The sequence below is a fragment of the Burkholderia sp. KCJ3K979 genome, from assembly GCF_016759955.1.
Classification (GTDB): Bacteria; Pseudomonadota; Gammaproteobacteria; order Burkholderiales; family Burkholderiaceae; genus Burkholderia; species Burkholderia orbicola.
Genome location: NZ_JACFYV010000159.1, coordinates 1 through 16,459 on the forward strand (window position 1 = coordinate 1; position 16,459 = coordinate 16,459).

12 protein-coding genes are annotated in these 16,459 nt (G+C 65.6%); 2 read left to right on the plus strand and 10 right to left on the minus strand.

The window, feature by feature from the left end; genetic code table 11:
* Both H3O04_RS25900 and H3O04_RS25905 read right to left on the minus strand, forming a co-directional pair.
* Window positions 1-1,493, minus strand: a 1,493-nt coding sequence (locus H3O04_RS25900) for an efflux RND transporter permease subunit (protein WP_202588725.1), incomplete at its 3' end; no start/stop codon positions are given.
* 15 nt (window positions 1,494-1,508) lie between these two features.
* Window positions 1,509-2,711 carry a MexX/AxyX family multidrug efflux RND transporter periplasmic adaptor subunit gene (locus H3O04_RS25905; protein WP_202588726.1) on the minus strand — a complete coding sequence of 401 codons (1,203 nt, stop codon included), beginning with the start codon at window positions 2,709-2,711 and terminating at the stop codon, window positions 1,509-1,511.
* Between the two features lie 151 nt (window positions 2,712-2,862).
* On the opposite strand from H3O04_RS25905, the gene H3O04_RS25910 reads away from it, so the two are divergent.
* A complete protein-coding gene (locus tag H3O04_RS25910) occupies window positions 2,863-3,495 on the plus strand; it encodes a TetR family transcriptional regulator (protein WP_202588727.1) in 633 nt (210 codons plus the stop codon).
* 338 nt (window positions 3,496-3,833) lie between these two features.
* Window positions 3,834-5,099: a M23 family metallopeptidase gene (locus H3O04_RS25915; protein WP_034174141.1), complete on the plus strand. Its 1,266-nt coding sequence runs from the start codon at window positions 3,834-3,836 to the stop codon at window positions 5,097-5,099.
* A gap of 162 nt (window positions 5,100-5,261) precedes the next feature.
* Here the strand turns inward: H3O04_RS25915 and H3O04_RS25920 are convergent, their stop codons facing one another.
* From H3O04_RS25920 to H3O04_RS25955, 8 genes are all read right to left on the minus strand, one after another.
* Window positions 5,262-5,987, minus strand: coding sequence for an amino acid ABC transporter permease (locus H3O04_RS25920; protein ID WP_034174142.1), 726 nt, complete (start codon window positions 5,985-5,987; stop codon window positions 5,262-5,264).
* 2 nt (window positions 5,988-5,989) lie between these two features.
* A complete protein-coding gene (locus H3O04_RS25925; RefSeq protein ID WP_034174143.1) occupies window positions 5,990-6,712 on the minus strand; it encodes an amino acid ABC transporter permease in 723 nt (240 codons plus the stop codon).
* A 94-nt stretch (window positions 6,713-6,806) separates the two neighbouring features.
* Window positions 6,807-7,622, minus strand: coding sequence for an ABC transporter substrate-binding protein (locus H3O04_RS25930; RefSeq protein ID WP_006476062.1), 816 nt, complete (start codon window positions 7,620-7,622; stop codon window positions 6,807-6,809).
* A 456-nt stretch (window positions 7,623-8,078) separates the two neighbouring features.
* Entirely contained in the window at window positions 8,079-9,383 is a 1,305-nt protein-coding gene (locus H3O04_RS25935; protein ID WP_006476063.1) for an MFS family transporter, read from the minus strand.
* Window positions 9,384-9,617: 234 nt separating this feature from the next.
* A complete protein-coding gene (locus H3O04_RS25940; protein WP_011694280.1) occupies window positions 9,618-11,297 on the minus strand; it encodes a SpoVR family protein in 1,680 nt (559 codons plus the stop codon).
* Window positions 11,294-12,562: a YeaH/YhbH family protein gene (locus H3O04_RS25945; RefSeq protein WP_006476064.1), complete on the minus strand. Its 1,269-nt coding sequence runs from the start codon at window positions 12,560-12,562 to the stop codon at window positions 11,294-11,296. The genes H3O04_RS25940 and H3O04_RS25945 overlap by 4 nt, the downstream gene beginning before the upstream one ends.
* Window positions 12,563-12,687: 125 nt before the next feature.
* A complete protein-coding gene (locus H3O04_RS25950) occupies window positions 12,688-14,610 on the minus strand; it encodes a PrkA family serine protein kinase (protein ID WP_006476065.1) in 1,923 nt (640 codons plus the stop codon).
* Between the two features lie 541 nt (window positions 14,611-15,151).
* Window positions 15,152-16,459, minus strand: a 1,308-nt coding sequence (locus tag H3O04_RS25955; RefSeq protein WP_202588728.1) for a methyl-accepting chemotaxis protein, incomplete at its 5' end; no start/stop codon positions are given.

Below are 16,459 nucleotides of genomic sequence, written 5' to 3' on the forward strand. Positions count from 1 at the left end.
GGCTTGAGCAGCGTCGCGCACAGCGCGGGCGTCAGCGACAGCGCGAGGAACGCCGAGAAGCCGATCGACACCGCGAGCGACAGCGCGAACTGCCGGTAGATGTTGCCCACCGCGCCGCCGAAGAACGCCATCGGCACGAACACCGACGTCAGCACCACGGTGATCCCGACGATCGCGCCGCTGATCTGCTTCATCGCCTTGACGGTCGCGTCGTACGGTGCGAGCCCTTCCTCGACCATCAGCCGCTCGACGTTCTCGACGACGACGATCGCGTCGTCGACGAGGATGCCGATCGCGAGCACCATCCCGAACATCGTCAGCACGTTGATCGAGAAGCCGGCCGCATACATCACGCCGAACGTGCCCGCGAGCGCGACCGGCACGACGAGCGTCGGAATCAGCGTCGCGCGCAGGTTCTGCATGAACAGGAACATCACGAGGAACACCAGCACGCCGGCCTCGATCAGGGTCGTGACGACCTTGTTCATCGACACGCGCACGAACGACGACGTCTCGTACGGGATCTGGTATTTCACGCCGGGCGGGAAGTACCTGGACAGCTCGTCCATCGTCGCGCGCACGCGCTTCTCGGTGGACACCGCGTTCGAGCCCGGCGCGAGCTTGATGCCCATCCCGGTCGCGACCTTGCCGTTCACGTACGACGGATAGTTGTAATCGTTGCCGCCGAACTCGATGCGCGCGACGTCGCGCAGGAACAATGCGGAGCCGTCGGGTTGCGCACGCAGCGCGATCGCCCCGAAATCGGCCGGCGTCTTCAGCGGCGCGTCCGCGAACACCGTCGCCGCGATCGGCGCGCTGTCCGGCACCGCGCTGCGGCCGATGTCGCCGATCGTCACGCGCGCGTTGTGCGCACGCACGGCCGATGCGATGTCCGACGCGGTGAGGCCGTGCCCGGCCAGCTTCACCGGGTCGGGCCAGATCCGCATCGCATATTCGGCGCCCCAGAACTGCACCTTGCCGACACCCTCGACGCGGCGCAGCGCCTGCACCACGTTCGCCGACGCGTATTCGCCGAGCTGCACGTCGGTCATCCGGCCGTCGTCGGAGGTCAGCGACACGACGAGCTGGATGTTGTCGGCGGCCTTCTCGACCTGGATGCCGTCGCGGCGCACCGGCTCAGGCAGGCGCGCATCGACCGTCTTCAGCCGGTTCTGCACTTCGACGGCCGCGAGATCGGCGTTCACGCCCTGCTTGAACGTCAGGTACAGCGACGCAGCCCCTGCGCTGCTCGTCGCGGACGTATACAGCAGCCCCGGCGCGCCGTTCATCTCGCGCTCGATCAGCGCGGTCACCGATTCCTCGACGACTTGCGCGGACGCGCCCGGATACGTCGCATAGATGCTGACGACGGGCGGCGCGATGTCCGGGTACTGCGCGACGGGCAGCGCGCGGATCGCGAACAGGCCGCCCAGCATGATGAAGATGGCGATCACCCACGCGAAGACGGGGCGATCGATGAAGAAACGTGCCATGTTGGTTTGAACCGGTCAGGTTTGACGGGCGGCCGCCTGCGAAGCGGCCGCTGCCGGCGCCGCCTTCGACGGCGGCGCTTTTTCGACGGGCTTGACGGCCGTATCGGGCGCGAACTGCGCGGCGTCGTCGACGATCACGCGCTCGCCGCCCGCGAGGCCGCGCGTGATGCGCCAGTCACGGCCGCTCATCTGGTCGGCCGTGACCTCGACGTCCTCGACCTTGCCGTTCGCGCCGACGACGCGCACCGACGTCCGGTCGGCGGTGCGCAGCAGCGCATCGCGCGGCACCAGGATCGCCCGCTGGTCGACCGCCGTGTCGAGCGCGATCCGCACGTACGCGCCCGGCAGCAGCTCGCGCTCCGGATTCGGGAACAGCGCGCGCATCGCGACGGTATCGGTGGTCGGATCGACCGCGAGATCGCTGAACAGCAGCTTGCCCTTCAGCGGATACGCGGTGCCGTCGGCGCGCAGCAGCGTCACCGCGACGTCGTGCTGCGCGATGCCCGTCGCGCGCCCGCTCTTCACCGCGCGACGCAAGGCGTCGACGTCGGCGGCCGGCTGCGAGAAGTTCACGTAGATCGGATCGAGCTGCTCGACGGTCGTGAGCGGCGTCGCCTGGTCCTGGCCGACGAGCGCGCCCTCGGTCACGAGCGCGCGCCGTGCGCGGCCCGCGATCGGCGCGGTGACGGTCGCGTAATCGAGCTGCAACTGCGCGCGCGCGAGCTCGGCCTTCGCGGATGCAACCTCGGCCTTCGCCTGCGTATCGGCCGCGACGGCTTCGGTATGGTCGCGCTCGCTCACCGCGCGGTCGCGCACGAGATCGTCGTAACGGCGGCGCTTGTCGGTCGCCGCGAGCGCGGCGGCCTGCGCCTTCGCGAGCGCGCCCTGCGCGGCGTCGCGTGCGGCCTTCAGCGGCGCGGGATCGATGCGGAACAGCACCGCGCCCTGCTTCACTTCCTGGCCTTCCTCGTAGGTGCGTGCGGTGACGATGCCCGCGACCCGCGCGCGGACTTCCGCCTGCCGGTAGGCGTCGAGCCGGCCCGGCAGTTCGACGGTCATCGGCACGGCCGTCGGGCGCACCGTCACGACGGTGGCCTGCTTCGCGGTCTCCGGCGCGGCATCCTTGTCGCCCTTTCCACATCCGGCCACGGCCAACAGGGCCGCGAGCGCGAACGGCGCCAGCCGCGTGCGGCGCCACAGGGTGCGTTTGTTATTCATGTTCTGACCTCGGATCATTCGCCGCCGATACAATGCGGCGGCTCAGGGTGGCCGATTATAATCAGTCACGACTGATTAAATACACGCGCTTTCAATCCGGCTGACACACTGTCTCAATAAAACGACAGCGAACTGTAAGGAATTTCACGACATGGCCCGCAAGACCCGGGAAGAATCGCTCGCCATCAAGCACCGGATCCTCGACGCCGCCGAGCTCGTCCTGCTCGAAAGAGGCGTCGCGCAAACCGCGATGGCGGACCTCGCCGAGGCCGCCGGGATGTCGCGGGGCGCCGTCTACGGCCACTACCGCAACAAGATGGAAGTGTGTCTGGCGATGTGCGACCGCGCGTTCGCGCGCACGTCGGAAGGGTTCGACGCGGGCGACGGCCTGCCGCCGTTCGCGACACTGCGGCGCGCCGCATCGCACTACCTGCAGGAATGCGGCGAGCCGGGCCCGATGCAGCGCGTGCTCGTGATTCTCTATACGAAGTGCGAGCAGAGCGAGGAAAACGGCGCGCTACAGCGGCGCCGCATGCTGCTCGAGCTGCAGATGCTGCGGATCACGAAAGCGCTGCTGCGTCGTGCGATCGCCGCCGATCTCGACGTGCACCTGGCCGCCGTCTATCTCGTGTCGCTGCTCGAAGGCGTGTTCGCGTCGATGATCTGGACCAACCGGCTGCGCGGCAACCTGTGGAACGACGCCGAGGCGATGCTCGACGCCGGCTTCGACGCCGTGCGCACCTCCGCCGCGCTGCGCCGACGCGCGCAAAAATTGCCGGACTGACGAGAATCGTCGTAACAAATGCTGATTTAACCCGACTTACCGCACTGCGAAACGAATGAGCTGACCCTCTTTAAAATTTTTAACGTTTCGCGGAACATCGGTAGACTGACGCTGTCATCTTTCTTTAGCGTCTTCGTGATAACCGGGTTCGACCCGGTATGCACGCCGCCGTTCGAAGCGGGCACTGCCCCGCAGGTTGGGTCGAACGGAAACGACACAGGCCCCTGGCGGGGCCTGTTTTGTTGCACGCCCGCCGCCCGCCCCGTCGCCGTTTGACGGTGTGCCGCCGGCGGCCCCCGCCCACACCCCTTTGAACCGCTTTCCTGGATGTGGACACCTTGGTCAAGTCCGTCGCAACCCCTGATGCCGTCGCACCCGGTCGCGCACAGCGCGTCGTGCGCACGCTCGTGCCGGCCGCCGTGCTCGGTGCCCTCGCCGCATTCGGCCTCGCCGCCGCGCTGCCGGCCGTGTCGCAACTGCCGGGCGCCGTCGACTCGGGCACGGCCGCGCTGCCGCAACGCGTGCTGTCCGATACACCGTTTCCCACCGCGCAGCATTTCGTGACGAGCGAGCTCGCCCGCACGATCGGCGAGCGCAACGAACACCTCGATCGCAACGATCGCAACCTGCAGCCCGGCCTGTTCGCGCCGCTCAGCGCGCATCGCAACGACATGCTCGGCTACGCGAGCCTGTTTCAGTTCGCGGCGCCCGACCACCAGCAAGGCATGCGCGCGGGCGACATCGAACTCACGCTGTCCGATACGCTGAACCGTCTCGACGTGCCGCCCGAAGTGCGCATCCAGCTCGGCGATCTCGTCACCGGCAAGGTCGCGATGCGCGCGAGTGCGCAGCGCGGCGACTATTACCGCGTCGCGTTCGACACGAACGACGGCACGCCGCGCCTCACCGCGCTCGAGCTGCGCGTCGCCGGCCGCACGTTCGGCGCGATCTGGTTCCGCGCGCCGGGCGCCGAGCACGGTGCGTACTACGCGCTCGACGGCTCGCCGCTCGAAGCCGCCGCATTCACGATGCCGGTCAAGTGGACGCGCATCAGTTCGTTCTTCGGCGAGCGCATCCATCCGCTGTCGCAGGCGATGGCGTTTCATACGGGCGTCGATCTCGCCGCGCCGAGCGGCACGCCGGTCGATGCGGCGGCCGACGGCGTCGTGTCGTTCGTCGGCACCGATCCGGGCGGCTACGGCCGCTATGTGATCGTCGATCATGCGGATGGCTATTCGACCTACTACGCGCACCTGTCCGCGTTCGCTCGCGGGCTCAAGACCGGCGAAACGGTGAAGCAGGGGCAACGTATCGGCTCGGTCGGGATGACGGGCGCGGCAACCGGCCCGCACCTGCATTTCGAGGTGCGGGTCGCGAACGATCCGGTCGACCCGCTCGTCACGCTGGCCAGCGCGCAGACGGCGCTGTCGGACATGCAGCTCACCGCGTTCCGCCAGGAAGCCGCGCAATGGCGCTTGCGCCTCGCGTCGATCAGCACCACGCCGTTCGCATTCGCGCAGAACGACGGCCCGCTGTGGGGCGATTTCGCGACCGGCCCGTCGACGCTGCGTGCGGTGTTCGATACGCACTACAGCGCGTCCTGACGCTGACGGACTGAAGCGTCCGGGCATCTCAGCCTCATCGGCACCACCGCGCGCGTCGCCGCTCGAATAACGGCGACGCGACCCGCTGCGGATGGTCGCACATCATCCATCCTCATCACCGAAGCGCGCGCACGCCTCGCACGCGTGCTCGCCGGCCCACCGTTACCGCGCGGGTTCCGTGCGTTCGGCCGTCGCCTGCGCCGCACGTTGCGTGCGCGGCCCCCGCGACAGCAACCACCGCGCCCCTCCATCGAGCGACGTGCACAGCACCAGATAGATCAGCGCGACGAACAGGAAGATCGGCGCCGGATACACCATCAGCCGGTTGTTCACCTGCGTCGCGACGAACGACAGCTCCGGCACGCCGACGATATACGCGAGCGACGTGTCCTTCACGAGCGCGACCCACTGGTTGACGAACGACGGCGTCATGATCCGGATCGCCTGCGGCAGCAACACGTAGCGCACCGTCTGCCAGCGCGTGAGCCCGAGCGACAGCCCGGCCTGCCATTGACCGTCGCCCGCCGCGACGATCCCCGCATGCACCGCATGCGCGAGATACGCGCCGCCGATCAGCGCCAGCGCGCACACGACCGTCGCGAGCCCCGGCACGTTCATGTGCAACAGCACGGGCATCAGGAAATACGTCCAGAAGATCAGCATCAGCACCGGAATCGCGCGAAAGAAGCCGATGAACGCGAGCAGCAGCACGCGCGCCGGGCCGCGCGCCAGCGCCATCGCGACGCCGAGCGCCACGCCGAGCACGGCCGACGCGATCGCGGATGCAAGCGCCAGCACCAGCGACAGCGCGGCGCCGCCGAGCGGGCCGTCCGGAAACGCGCCGACGAGCAGGTACGGCAGATTCGAAAGCAGCAGCGAAAGGTCCATCGTCAGCGCCCCGCTCCGAGCCGGTCGCGCCATTGCGTGGCTGCATACGCACCGGCCTCGATCGCGGCCACCGCCGCGATGTACAGCAGCGTCGCGACGCCGAACGCGGCGAACGTCTGGAACGTCTCCGTCTCGACCTGCCGCGACGCATACGACAGCTCGGCGACGCCGATCGCCATCGCGAGCGACGAGTTCTTCACGAGATTCATGTATTGGCCGAACAGCGGCGGCAGCGCGATGCGCACGGCCTGCGGCAGTACCACGTAGCGCAGCGACTGCATCGGCGTGAGGCCGAGCGCGGCCGCCGCATCGTGTTGCGCGCGCCGCACGCCGCGCAGGCCGGCTTCGCATTCCTCGGCGACGAAGGCAGCCGTATAGGCGCTCAGGCCGACCCAGCCCGCCACGAATTCGAACGACGGCCACGCGAGCGTGAACGGGCCCACGCTCACCGCATGGCGCGCATTGAGCCATGCGATCCACGTTTCGGGCAGCAACGACGCGACACCGAAATACCAGAACAGCAACTGCACGAGCAGCGGCGTGTTGCGGAACGCGACGACGTACGCGGCGGCTGCCGCGCGCGGCGCCTTGCCGCGCGCATGCCGCATCACGGCGAGCAGCAGCCCGCCGACGGTCGCGGCGACGGCCGACGCGGCCGCGAGGCCGAGTGTCAGCAGGAAGCCCTGCCAGAGCCAGGACAGATATTTGGGAGCCAACCCGAGCATGCTGGGGAGCGCGCACGACGCGCGCGGTCGGATGAAAACGAAAAGCGCCGCGCGGCCGAAGTCCCGGCCAAACACGGCGCGCGTGCGGCAGCGATCAGGTCTTGTCGCCGATCCGGAAAATGCGCGTGAGCGGCGTTTTCGTCGTCGGCCCGAACCATGCGTCGTAGATCTGCGTCGCACGGCCGTTCGCCTCGAGCCCCTTCAGCGTGTCGTTGACGAAGCCGAGCAGGCGCGTCTCGCCCTTCGGCACGCCGACGCCCATGTAGTCGTTCGAGATCGTGAACGCCGGGATCTCGTAGTTCTGCTTGTCGGGCACGTTCGCGAGCAGGCCGATCAGCTTCGGGCCGTCCTGCGTGATGGCCTGCACGTTGCCGGCGCGCAGCGCGGCGAACGCGAACGGCGTGTCGTCGTACGCGACGATCGTCGCCTTCGGGAATTTCTCGCGCAGCGTGATCTCGTTGGTCGTGCCCTTGTCCGCACCGACGCGCAGGCCGTTCAGCTGGTCGGCCGATTTCAGCACGCCCTTCTTCGCGAGAAACTGCTGGCCCGACGAGAAATACGGGATGCTGAAGTCGACCTGTTTCGCGCGCTCGTCGGTGATCGTGAAGTTCGCGAGCACGAGGTCGACCTTGCCGGAGGTCAGGAACGGGATACGGTTCGCGGGGTTGGTCGGTTGCAGCTGCAGCTTCACGCCGAGCTTGTCGGCGAGCGCTTTCGCGTAATCGACGTCGAGACCGACGATGTGGTTGCTTTTCGCGTCGACATAACCGAACGGCGGATTGCTGTCGAACGTCGCGACGCGCAGCACCCCGGCCTTCTTGATGTCGTCGAGACGGTCCGCATGGGCGACGGTGCCTGCGGTAACGAGCGCGACCCCGACGAGCCACGTAGCGAGCGTGTTGATTTTCATGAGCACGACCTGATTTGTTATGGAGGTCGCCGCGGATCGCGCGGCGGCACGGTTCGAAGAACATCGCGACGGAGTGTGTCGCCGCGAAGCCGCTAACGTATCAGCGCGCGCGGCGAATCCGAACCAACAAATGGTGCTTTGCTCTGCGGGTTTCGTGATGAGGCAGGCGGGCTGCGGGCACGCATTGTCGCCGCGCAAAAAAAGACGCCCGCTGCAAGCAGCGGGCGCGAATCCCAGTCAAGGAGGTGTCACACGAACTACGCAGTCAGATTAATGAAATCGCCCGCCACGGACAACGAATCGATTTCCATATCGATATGACGCGGCGCGCTCATGCCGGCACTTCGCGGGTCGAACAATGGATGCCGCCGCGCACGTCATCGCACGCCGCAAAAAAACGTCCCGCCAACCGGCGGGACGTTCGTCATGATGCGAGCACGCGCCACGCGCGACCGATCACGGCTCGTGGCGCAGGTACCCTTCCTTGCTCGGATCGCGCATCCGCCACGACACGATCAACGAGATCGCGCACAGCACGGTCACGTACCAGTAGAAGGTTTCCTCGCTGCCGATCGACTTGAACCACAGCGCGACGTACTCGGCCGAGCCGCCGAAGATCGCGTTCGCGACCGCATACGACAGGCCCACGCCCATCGCGCGCACTTCCGGCGGGAACATCTCGGCCTTGATCAGGCCGCTGATCGACGTGTAGAAGCTGACGATCGCCAGCGCAACCGTGATCAGCACGAACGCGGCCACCGGGCTCGTCACGCCCTTCAGCGCATGCATCAGCGGCACCGTGCCGATCACCGCGAACGAACCGAACAGGATCATCGACGTGCGGCGGCCGATCTTGTCCGACAGCGCGCCGAACACCGGCTGCATCAGCATGTAGACGAGCAGCGCGACGGTCATCACGTTGCTGGCCGTCTTCGCGTGCATGCCGGCGGTGTTCACGAGATACTTCTGCATGTACGTCGTGAACGTGTAGAAGATCAGCGAGCCGCCAGCCGTGAAGCCGACCACCGTGAAGAACGCGCCCTTGTGCTGCCACACGCCGCGGATCGTGCCGGCGTCCTTCTTGTCGCGCGATGCGCTCGTCGACGTCTCGTCGAGCGATTTGCGCAGGTACAGCGAAATCAGCGCGGCCGCCGCGCCGACCACGAACGGAATGCGCCAGCCCCACGCTTTCAGTTCGCCGGCCGACAGCGTCTGCTGCAGGATCACGAGCACCAGCAGCGCGCACAGCTGGCCGCCGATCAGCGTCACGTACTGGAACGACGCGAAGAAGCCGCGACGGCCCTTCAGCGCCACTTCACTCATGTAGGTCGCGCTCGTCCCGTATTCGCCGCCCACCGACAGGCCCTGGAACAGGCGCGCGACCAGCAGCAGCGCCGGCGCGAGCGCACCGATCTGCGCATAGGTCGGCAGCACCGCGATCACGAGCGACCCGCCGCACATCATCAGCACCGAGATCATCATCGCCGCGCGACGGCCGTGACGGTCGGCAATGCGTCCGAACAGCCAGCCGCCGATCGGACGCATCAGGAAGCCGGCTGCGAACACGCCGGCCGTGTTCAGCAGCTGCGTCGTCGTGTTGCCGCTCGGGAAGAATGCCGGCGCGAAGTACAGCGCGCAGAACGAGTAGATGTAGAAGTCGAACCACTCGACGAGGTTGCCCGATGAGGCGCCGACGATGGCGAACACGCGCCGCCGGGTGTCATGCGCGGACAGCGCAGCTTGGTCGGTCTGGACGTCCATGGGTTGGTCTGTTCCTTTTAGTGCTTTCTGGGCGAGACGGCCGGGGCCGCCGCGTGCGGTCGCACGTGGCACCGGTTCCGGCGCACGGCGCTACGGGATTTTAGCGAAATGTAAAGTAACAAGCGCTCCGGGTTCGTCCCGATGTAGAAAATTTTTCTCCCGGCGCGCGTTCGCCATATGAAAACGCCAGCCCGCAGGCTGGCGTCCGATGCAAACATTTCCGGCGTGCGGCGATCACACGCGCACTTCGGGCGGCACGTAGCGGCACTCGTAGCGCTTGCGCACGGTGCCGGCCTCGTCGACGCTTTCCAGGTACACGTCGAACTGCCAGAGCCGCGCCATGTGCTTGAGCACTTCCTCGCTGTCGTTCGACAGGTGGCGGTTGTCGGTCATGAAGTGGCGCAGCGTGAGGCTGCGGTCGCCGCGCGTGTTGACCGCCCACACCTGGATGTTCGGCTCGCGGTGATGGATGTCGTACTGCCGCGACAACGCCTGCCGCACGTACTGGTAGCCGGAATCGTCGTGGATCGCCGATACCTCGAGCGAATCGCGCATGTCGTCGTCGAGCACCGAGAAGAGCCGCATCTCGCGAATCAGGTTCGGCGACAGGTACTGCGCGATGAAGCTCTCGTCCTTGAAGTTGCGCATCGCGTAGTGCATCGCCGGCAGCCACGGCGTGCCCGCGATCTCCGGAAACCACTTGTAGTCCTCCTCCGTCGGCGCTTCGCAGATCCTTCGGATGTCGCTCATCATCGAGAAACCGAGCGCATACGGGTTGATCCCGCTGTAATACGGCTTCGTGACGGGCGGCTGGTAGACCACGTTGCTGTGCGAGTGCAGGAACTCCATCATGAAGCCGTCTTCCAGCTTCCCCTGGTTGTACAGCGTATTGAGCAGCGTGTAGTGCCAGAACGTCGCCCAGCCTTCGTTCATCACCTGCGTCTGCCGCTGCGGATAGAAATACTGGCCGATCTTGCGCACGATGCGGATCACTTCCCGCTCCCACGGTTCGAGCAGCGGCGCATTCTTCTCCGCGAAATACAGCAGGTTCTCCTGCGGCTCGGACGGATAGCGGTCGTCCTGCTCCTCCGTCAGCTCGGGCTTCTTGCCCGGCAGCGTGCGCCACAGTTCGTTCACCTGCGATTGCAGGTACGCCTCGCGCTCGCGCCGCAGCGCCGCTTCCTTCGACAGCGACGGTTTCTGCGGCCGCTTGTAGCGGTCGACGCCGTAGTTCATCAACGCATGGCACGAGTCGAGCAGTTCCTCGACGCGATCGAGGCCGTAGCGCTCCTCGCATTCCGCGACGTAGTTCTTCGCGTACACGAGGTAGTCGATGATCGCGTGCGCGTCGGTCCACAGCCGGAACAGGTAGTTGCCCTTGAAGAACGAGTTGTGCCCGTACGCCGCGTGTGCGATGACGAGCGCCTGCATCGTCATCGTGTTCTCTTCCATCAGATACGCGATGCACGGATTCGAATTGATGACGATTTCGTAGGCCAGGCCCATCTGGCCGCGACGATAGCTCTTCTCGGTCGCGAGAAAGTGCTTGCCGAACGACCAGTGACGATAGTTGACGGGCATCCCGACCGACGCATACGCATCCATCATCTGCTCGGCGCTGATCAGTTCGAGCTGGATCGGGTAGATGTCGAGCTCGTATTGTTCGGCAACCTGCGAGATGTGCGTGTCGTATTCCTCGAGCAATTCGAACGTCCAGTCGGACGGGCACGGCAATGGCTTGCGTTCGGCAACGTTCATACGCGCTTCCTTTTGCCCGGAACCGGGCAAGTCGGCGGCCGGCGGCGGCGGTTCGGCCTGCCCGCGTTGCTGCGGTGCGGCAGGGCCGGCCGTGTCGTCGCCGGAAGGGCGCGGCGCGTAGCCGCGCGACTCGTTGTGCAGATGGCGGGTCGTCATGACATTTCCACCTGCTTTTCGAACAATTCGCGAAACACCGGATAAATGTCCGCAGCCGATTCCACTTTTTTCATCGCGAGATGCGGTTGCGACAAGGCCAGTTGCGCGTATTCCAGCCACAGATTCTGCTCTTCCGGCGCGACCTGGATATACGCGAAGTAACGCGTCTTGGTGAGGATATCCTCTTCCAGGATTTTGCGACACTTGGGCGAATCGTCAGTCCAGTTGTCGCCGTCGGACGCCTGCGCGCCGTAGATGTTCCACTCGGTCGGCGAGTAGCGCTCGTCCATCACCTTGCGCATCAGTTCGAGCGCGCTCGACACCACCGTGCCGCCGCTTTCGGTCGAATGGAAGAAGGTGTCCTCGTCGACTTCCTCGGCCCGCGTGTGGTGGCGAATGAACACCACTTCGATGCGCTCGTAGTTGCGCTTGAGGAACAGGTAAAGCAGGATGAAGAAGCGCTTCGCGAGATCCTTGCGCTGCTCGTCCATCGAGCCCGACACGTCCATCAGGCAGAACATCACGGCCTGGCTCGACGGTTGCGGCTGCTTCACGCGGTTGATGTAGCGCAGGTCGAACGGATCGATGAACGGAATCCGCCAGATACGCCCTTTCAGGTGATGAATCTCGGCCTCGAGCGTCGCGATTTCCGCGCGGCGGTCCTCGGGGTCGCTCTTCAGCGCTTCGAGCTGGGCCTCGAGCTCGCGCAGCTCGTTGACGAGCGGCGAGCCGAGCGCGATGCGCCGGCCGAGCGCGCTGCGCAGCGAACGTACGACGTCGATGTTGTTCGGCGTGCCTTCCGCCGACCAGCCCGCGCGCACGTTCTTCCAGCTCGGCACCGTCAGCAGGTGCGTCTTCACGAGGCGCGGCAGTTCGAGATCGTCGAAAAAATACTGCATGAACTCGTCGCGCGACAGCTCGAACACGAAGTCGTCCTGCCCTTCGCCCTCGTTGCTCGCCTGACTGCCGCCGCCGCCCGAGCCGCCCTGCGGGCGCGGGATCTTGTCGCCGCGCACGTAGTCCTCGTTGCCGGGGTGCACGTACTCACGACGCCCGCCCGGCGCGTGCCGGAAATTCGGCTCCGCGATGTCCTTGCGCGGGATCGTGATGCTCTGCGTGCTCTGGATATCCTTGATGCTACGGTCGCGCACCGCGTCGGACACGGCACGACGAATGTAGTTCTTGACGCGACGCAGAAAGCGTTCGCGATTGGCGATGCTCTTGTTCTTGCCGGCCAGCCTGCGGTCGATGATTTGATGAAGCACTCCCGGTCTCCCGCTCGAAAGTCGATCTGCCGGGGCACTCGCCGCGCATGCCGTCTGCCGTCATGCGGGCGGCGCCTCTGAAAGCACCCGTACGGACTCGCCGTACGGGCGCGATACCGCGCGTGTCATGACGACTTGCGCACGCGCAGGTACCAGTCGCAAAGGAGCCTCACCTGCTTCGGCGTATAGCCCTTCGCGACCATCCGGTTCACAAAGTCCTCATGCTTGCGCTGCTCCTCCGCCGAACCCTTCGCGTTGAACGAAATGACCGGCAACAGTTCCTCGGTATTCGAGAACATCTTCTTCTCGATCACGACCCGCAATTTCTCGTAGCTCGTCCACACGGGGTTCTTGCCGGCGTTCGCCGCCCGTGCGCGCAACACGAAGTTCACGATCTCGTTGCGGAAATCCTTCGGATTGCTGATCCCGGCCGGCTTCTCGATCTTCTCCAGCTCCGCGTTCAGCGCGGCGCGATCGAAGCTCTCGCCGGTATCGTGATCGCGGAATTCCTGATCCTGGATCCAGAAGTCCGCATACGTGACGTAGCGATCGAAGATGTTCTGCCCGTATTCCGAATACGACTCGAGATACGCGGTCTGGATCTCCTTGCCGATGAACTCCGCGTACCGCGACGCGAGCACGTCCTTCACGAACGACAGGTACTTCTGCTCGGTTTCCGGCGGGAACTGCTCGCGTTCGATCTGCTGTTCGAGCACGTACATCAGGTGCACAGGGTTCGCCGCGACCTCGCTCGTATCGAAGTTGAACACGCGCGACAGGATCTTGAACGCGAAGCGGGTCGACACGCCGGTCATCCCTTCGTCCACGCCCGCGTAGTCGCGATACTCCTGGTACGACTTCGCCTTCGGATCGGTGTCCTTCAGGTTTTCGCCGTCGTACACCTGCATCTTCGAGAACAGGCTCGAATTCTCCGGCTCGTGCAGACGCGACAGCACCGAGAACTGCGACATCATCTTCAGCGTGCCCGGCGCGCACACGGCCTCGGCGAGCGACGAATTGCGGATCAGTTTCTCGTAGATCTTGATCTCTTCCGATACGCGCAGGCAGTACGGCACCTTCACGACGAAGATCCGGTCGAGCAGTGCCTCGTTGTTGCGGTTGTTGCGGAACGCCTTCCACTCCGACTCGTTCGAGTGCGCGAGAATCACGCCGTCGAACGGAATCGCGCCGAAACCTTCGGTGCCCTTGAAGTTGCCTTCCTGCGTGGCGGTCAGCAGCGGGTGCAGCACCTTGATCGGCGCCTTGAACATTTCGACGAATTCGAGCAGGCCCTGGTTCGCCAGGCACAGGCCGCCCGAGTAGCTGTATGCGTCGGCATCGTCCTGCGCATACTGTTCGAGCTTGCGGATATCGACCTTGCCGACCAGCGACGAGATGTCCTGATTGTTCTCGTCGCCCGGCTCCGTCTTCGCGATGCCGACCTGCCGCAGGATCGACGGAAAGCGGCGCACCACGCGGAACTGGCGGATGTCGCCGTTGTATTCGTGCAGGCGCTTGACGGCCCACGGACTCAGGATGCTCTTCAGGTAGCGGCGCGGAATGCCGTACTGTTCCTCGAGGATCGGACCATCCTCGTCGTAGTCGAACAGCCCGAGCGGCGATTCGTTGACGGGCGAGCCCTTCAGCGAATAGAACGGCACGCGCTCCATCAGTTGCTTCAGGCGCTCGGCGATCGACGACTTGCCGCCGCCCACCGGGCCCAGCAGATAGAGGATCTGCTTCTTCTCTTCAAGACCTTGCGCAGCGTGGCGGAAATATGCGACCACCTGCTCGATCACCTCCTCCATTCCGTAGAACTCACGGAATGCCGGATATACCTTGATGACCTTGTTCGCGAAGATCCGCGACAGGCGCGGGTCGTTGCGGGTATCGATCTGTTCAGGTTCCCCGATTGCTTCCAGCATGCGTTCACCCGCCGTCGCGTACGCGGATGGATCGTTCTTGCAGAGCGCGAGATACTCCTCCAGCGAGAGCTCTTCCTCTCGCGTTTTTTCGAAGCGGTTCGCGAAGCTGCTGTAAATATCCATGCTACCTCCCTCGCCTGAGTCTGAAGACGTGCCTGCCTTCGTATGACTGCGCAGAAGCAAGCGCGTTCGAATTCATCCTAAACCCTTTCTTATTTTTTTTCACGAACTCTTCGTATGAAGTTCGTCATTCTCGACAACACCGCTTGGACAACGCATTTCGTCGTTTTACAATCGACCTCCCGAGCCGCAGAAACTGCATCCGCCGCGTCTCGTCGAACATCGAAACGTCTCGTGCGTTGGACACCTCCGACGTCGCCACTTCCTCCCCTCATCCCTATACGTTCGAGCGGTCGCGTGCGATGACACGCCGCGTGCACCGTTACAAATTTTTTTCGCAGTCCCTTACGGACATACCCGTACGACGAACGCGGGAACGTGACGTGCACGCAGCGTCGCCGCGTATGCGTCGGTGCACGACGCAGGTGACGATGCACGATCGATCGTCCGTGCTGTCACATTTGTCCATCGCGGAAACGACGACGCCCGCGGATCGCGGGCGTCGTTCGTCACCAAATGGGGATAGATACGCAGTGCCTGAGGATCAGAACGTCTCCCAGTCGTCGCCGCCGGCGGTCGCGGCTACCGGCGCGGGGGCGGCCGATACGGCGGCGGGCTTGCGCGCCGGCGTCGCAACTGGTGCGCGTTTCGGCGCGGCGTCGCGTTCGACGCGCGCGGCAGCCGGTGCTGCGGGCGCCGCAGCCGGCGCGGAAGGCGCACGCGGCGCATGACGCGCCACCGCAACGACGGTGCCCGCGCGTGCTGCTTCGTCGTCGAGCTGGAATACCGCCGCCGTTTCGCGCAGGCGGGCCGCCTGTTCCTCGAGCGACTGCGCGGCGGCCGCGGCTTCCTCGACGAGCGCGGCATTCTGCTGCGTGACCTCGTCCATCTGCGCGACCGCGCGCGCCACCTGGTCGATCCCGCTGCTCTGCTCCTCGGACGCCGCCGCGATCTCGCCCATGATGTCCGTCACGCGCTGGACCGCGCCGATCACGTCGCTCATCGTGCGCCCGGCTTCGTCGACCAGCGTCGAGCCCGTCCGGATACGCTCCACCGACGCGTCGATCAGCGCCTTGATTTCCTTCGCCGCGCTCGACGAACGCTGCGCGAGGCTGCGCACTTCGCCGGCGACCACCGCGAAGCCGCGGCCTTCCTCGCCCGCCCGCGCGGCTTCGACGGCCGCATTCAGCGCAAGAATGTTGGTCTGGAACGCGATTCCCTCGATGATCGCGATGATGTCGGCGATTTTGGCCGAGCTGTCGTTGATTTCGCCCATCGTGCCGACCACCTGGCCGACCACCGTATTGCCCTTGTTTGCAATGTCGGACGCATTCGCGGCCAGCGAGCTTGCCTGGCGCGCATTGTCGGCATTCTGCTTCACCGTGCCCGTCAGTTGCTCCATGCTCGACGCGGTTTCCTGCAGCGCGGCAGCCTGTTCCTCGGTGCGCGACGACAGGTCGGTGTTGCCGGCCGCGATCTGGCGGGCCGCGGTCGCGATCGACTCGCTGCCGCCGCGCACGGTGCGCACCGTGTCGACGAGCCCGCGCTGCATCCTCGCGAGGCCTTCCAGCATCTGGCCCATCTCGTCGCGCCGGTCGACGACGATCGGCCGGCGCAAGTCGCCTGCGGCGATCGCGTCGAAATGCGACAGCGCGTCGGCGATCGGGCGGCCGATCGCGCGGCTCAGCGTCAGCCACGACAGCACCGCGGCGCCGACGCCGGCCAGCAGCACCACGATCGACAGCACGCGCATCGTCTCGAATACCGATTCCGCCTGATCGAAGCGCGCCTGCGCATTGGTGAACTGGAAGCTGCGCAGCGCTTCACCGGCCGTGGCGAGTTCGGTATAGCG

Coding starts and splice junctions, on each gene's coding strand:
- H3O04_RS25940 (WP_011694280.1), bottom strand. CDS start 11,297: ATGACGACCCGCCATCTGCACAACGAGTCGCGCGGCTACGCGCCGCGC.
- H3O04_RS25935 (WP_006476063.1), bottom strand. CDS start 9,383: ATGGACGTCCAGACCGACCAAGCTGCGCTGTCCGCGCATGACACCCGG.
- H3O04_RS25925 (WP_034174143.1), bottom strand. CDS start 6,712: ATGCTCGGGTTGGCTCCCAAATATCTGTCCTGGCTCTGGCAGGGCTTC.
- H3O04_RS25950 (WP_006476065.1), bottom strand. CDS start 14,610: ATGGATATTTACAGCAGCTTCGCGAACCGCTTCGAAAAAACGCGAGAG.
- H3O04_RS25905 (WP_202588726.1), bottom strand. CDS start 2,711: ATGAATAACAAACGCACCCTGTGGCGCCGCACGCGGCTGGCGCCGTTC.
- H3O04_RS25920 (WP_034174142.1), bottom strand. CDS start 5,987: ATGGACCTTTCGCTGCTGCTTTCGAATCTGCCGTACCTGCTCGTCGGC.
- H3O04_RS25930 (WP_006476062.1), bottom strand. CDS start 7,622: ATGAAAATCAACACGCTCGCTACGTGGCTCGTCGGGGTCGCGCTCGTT.
- H3O04_RS25910 (WP_202588727.1), top strand. CDS start 2,863: ATGGCCCGCAAGACCCGGGAAGAATCGCTCGCCATCAAGCACCGGATC.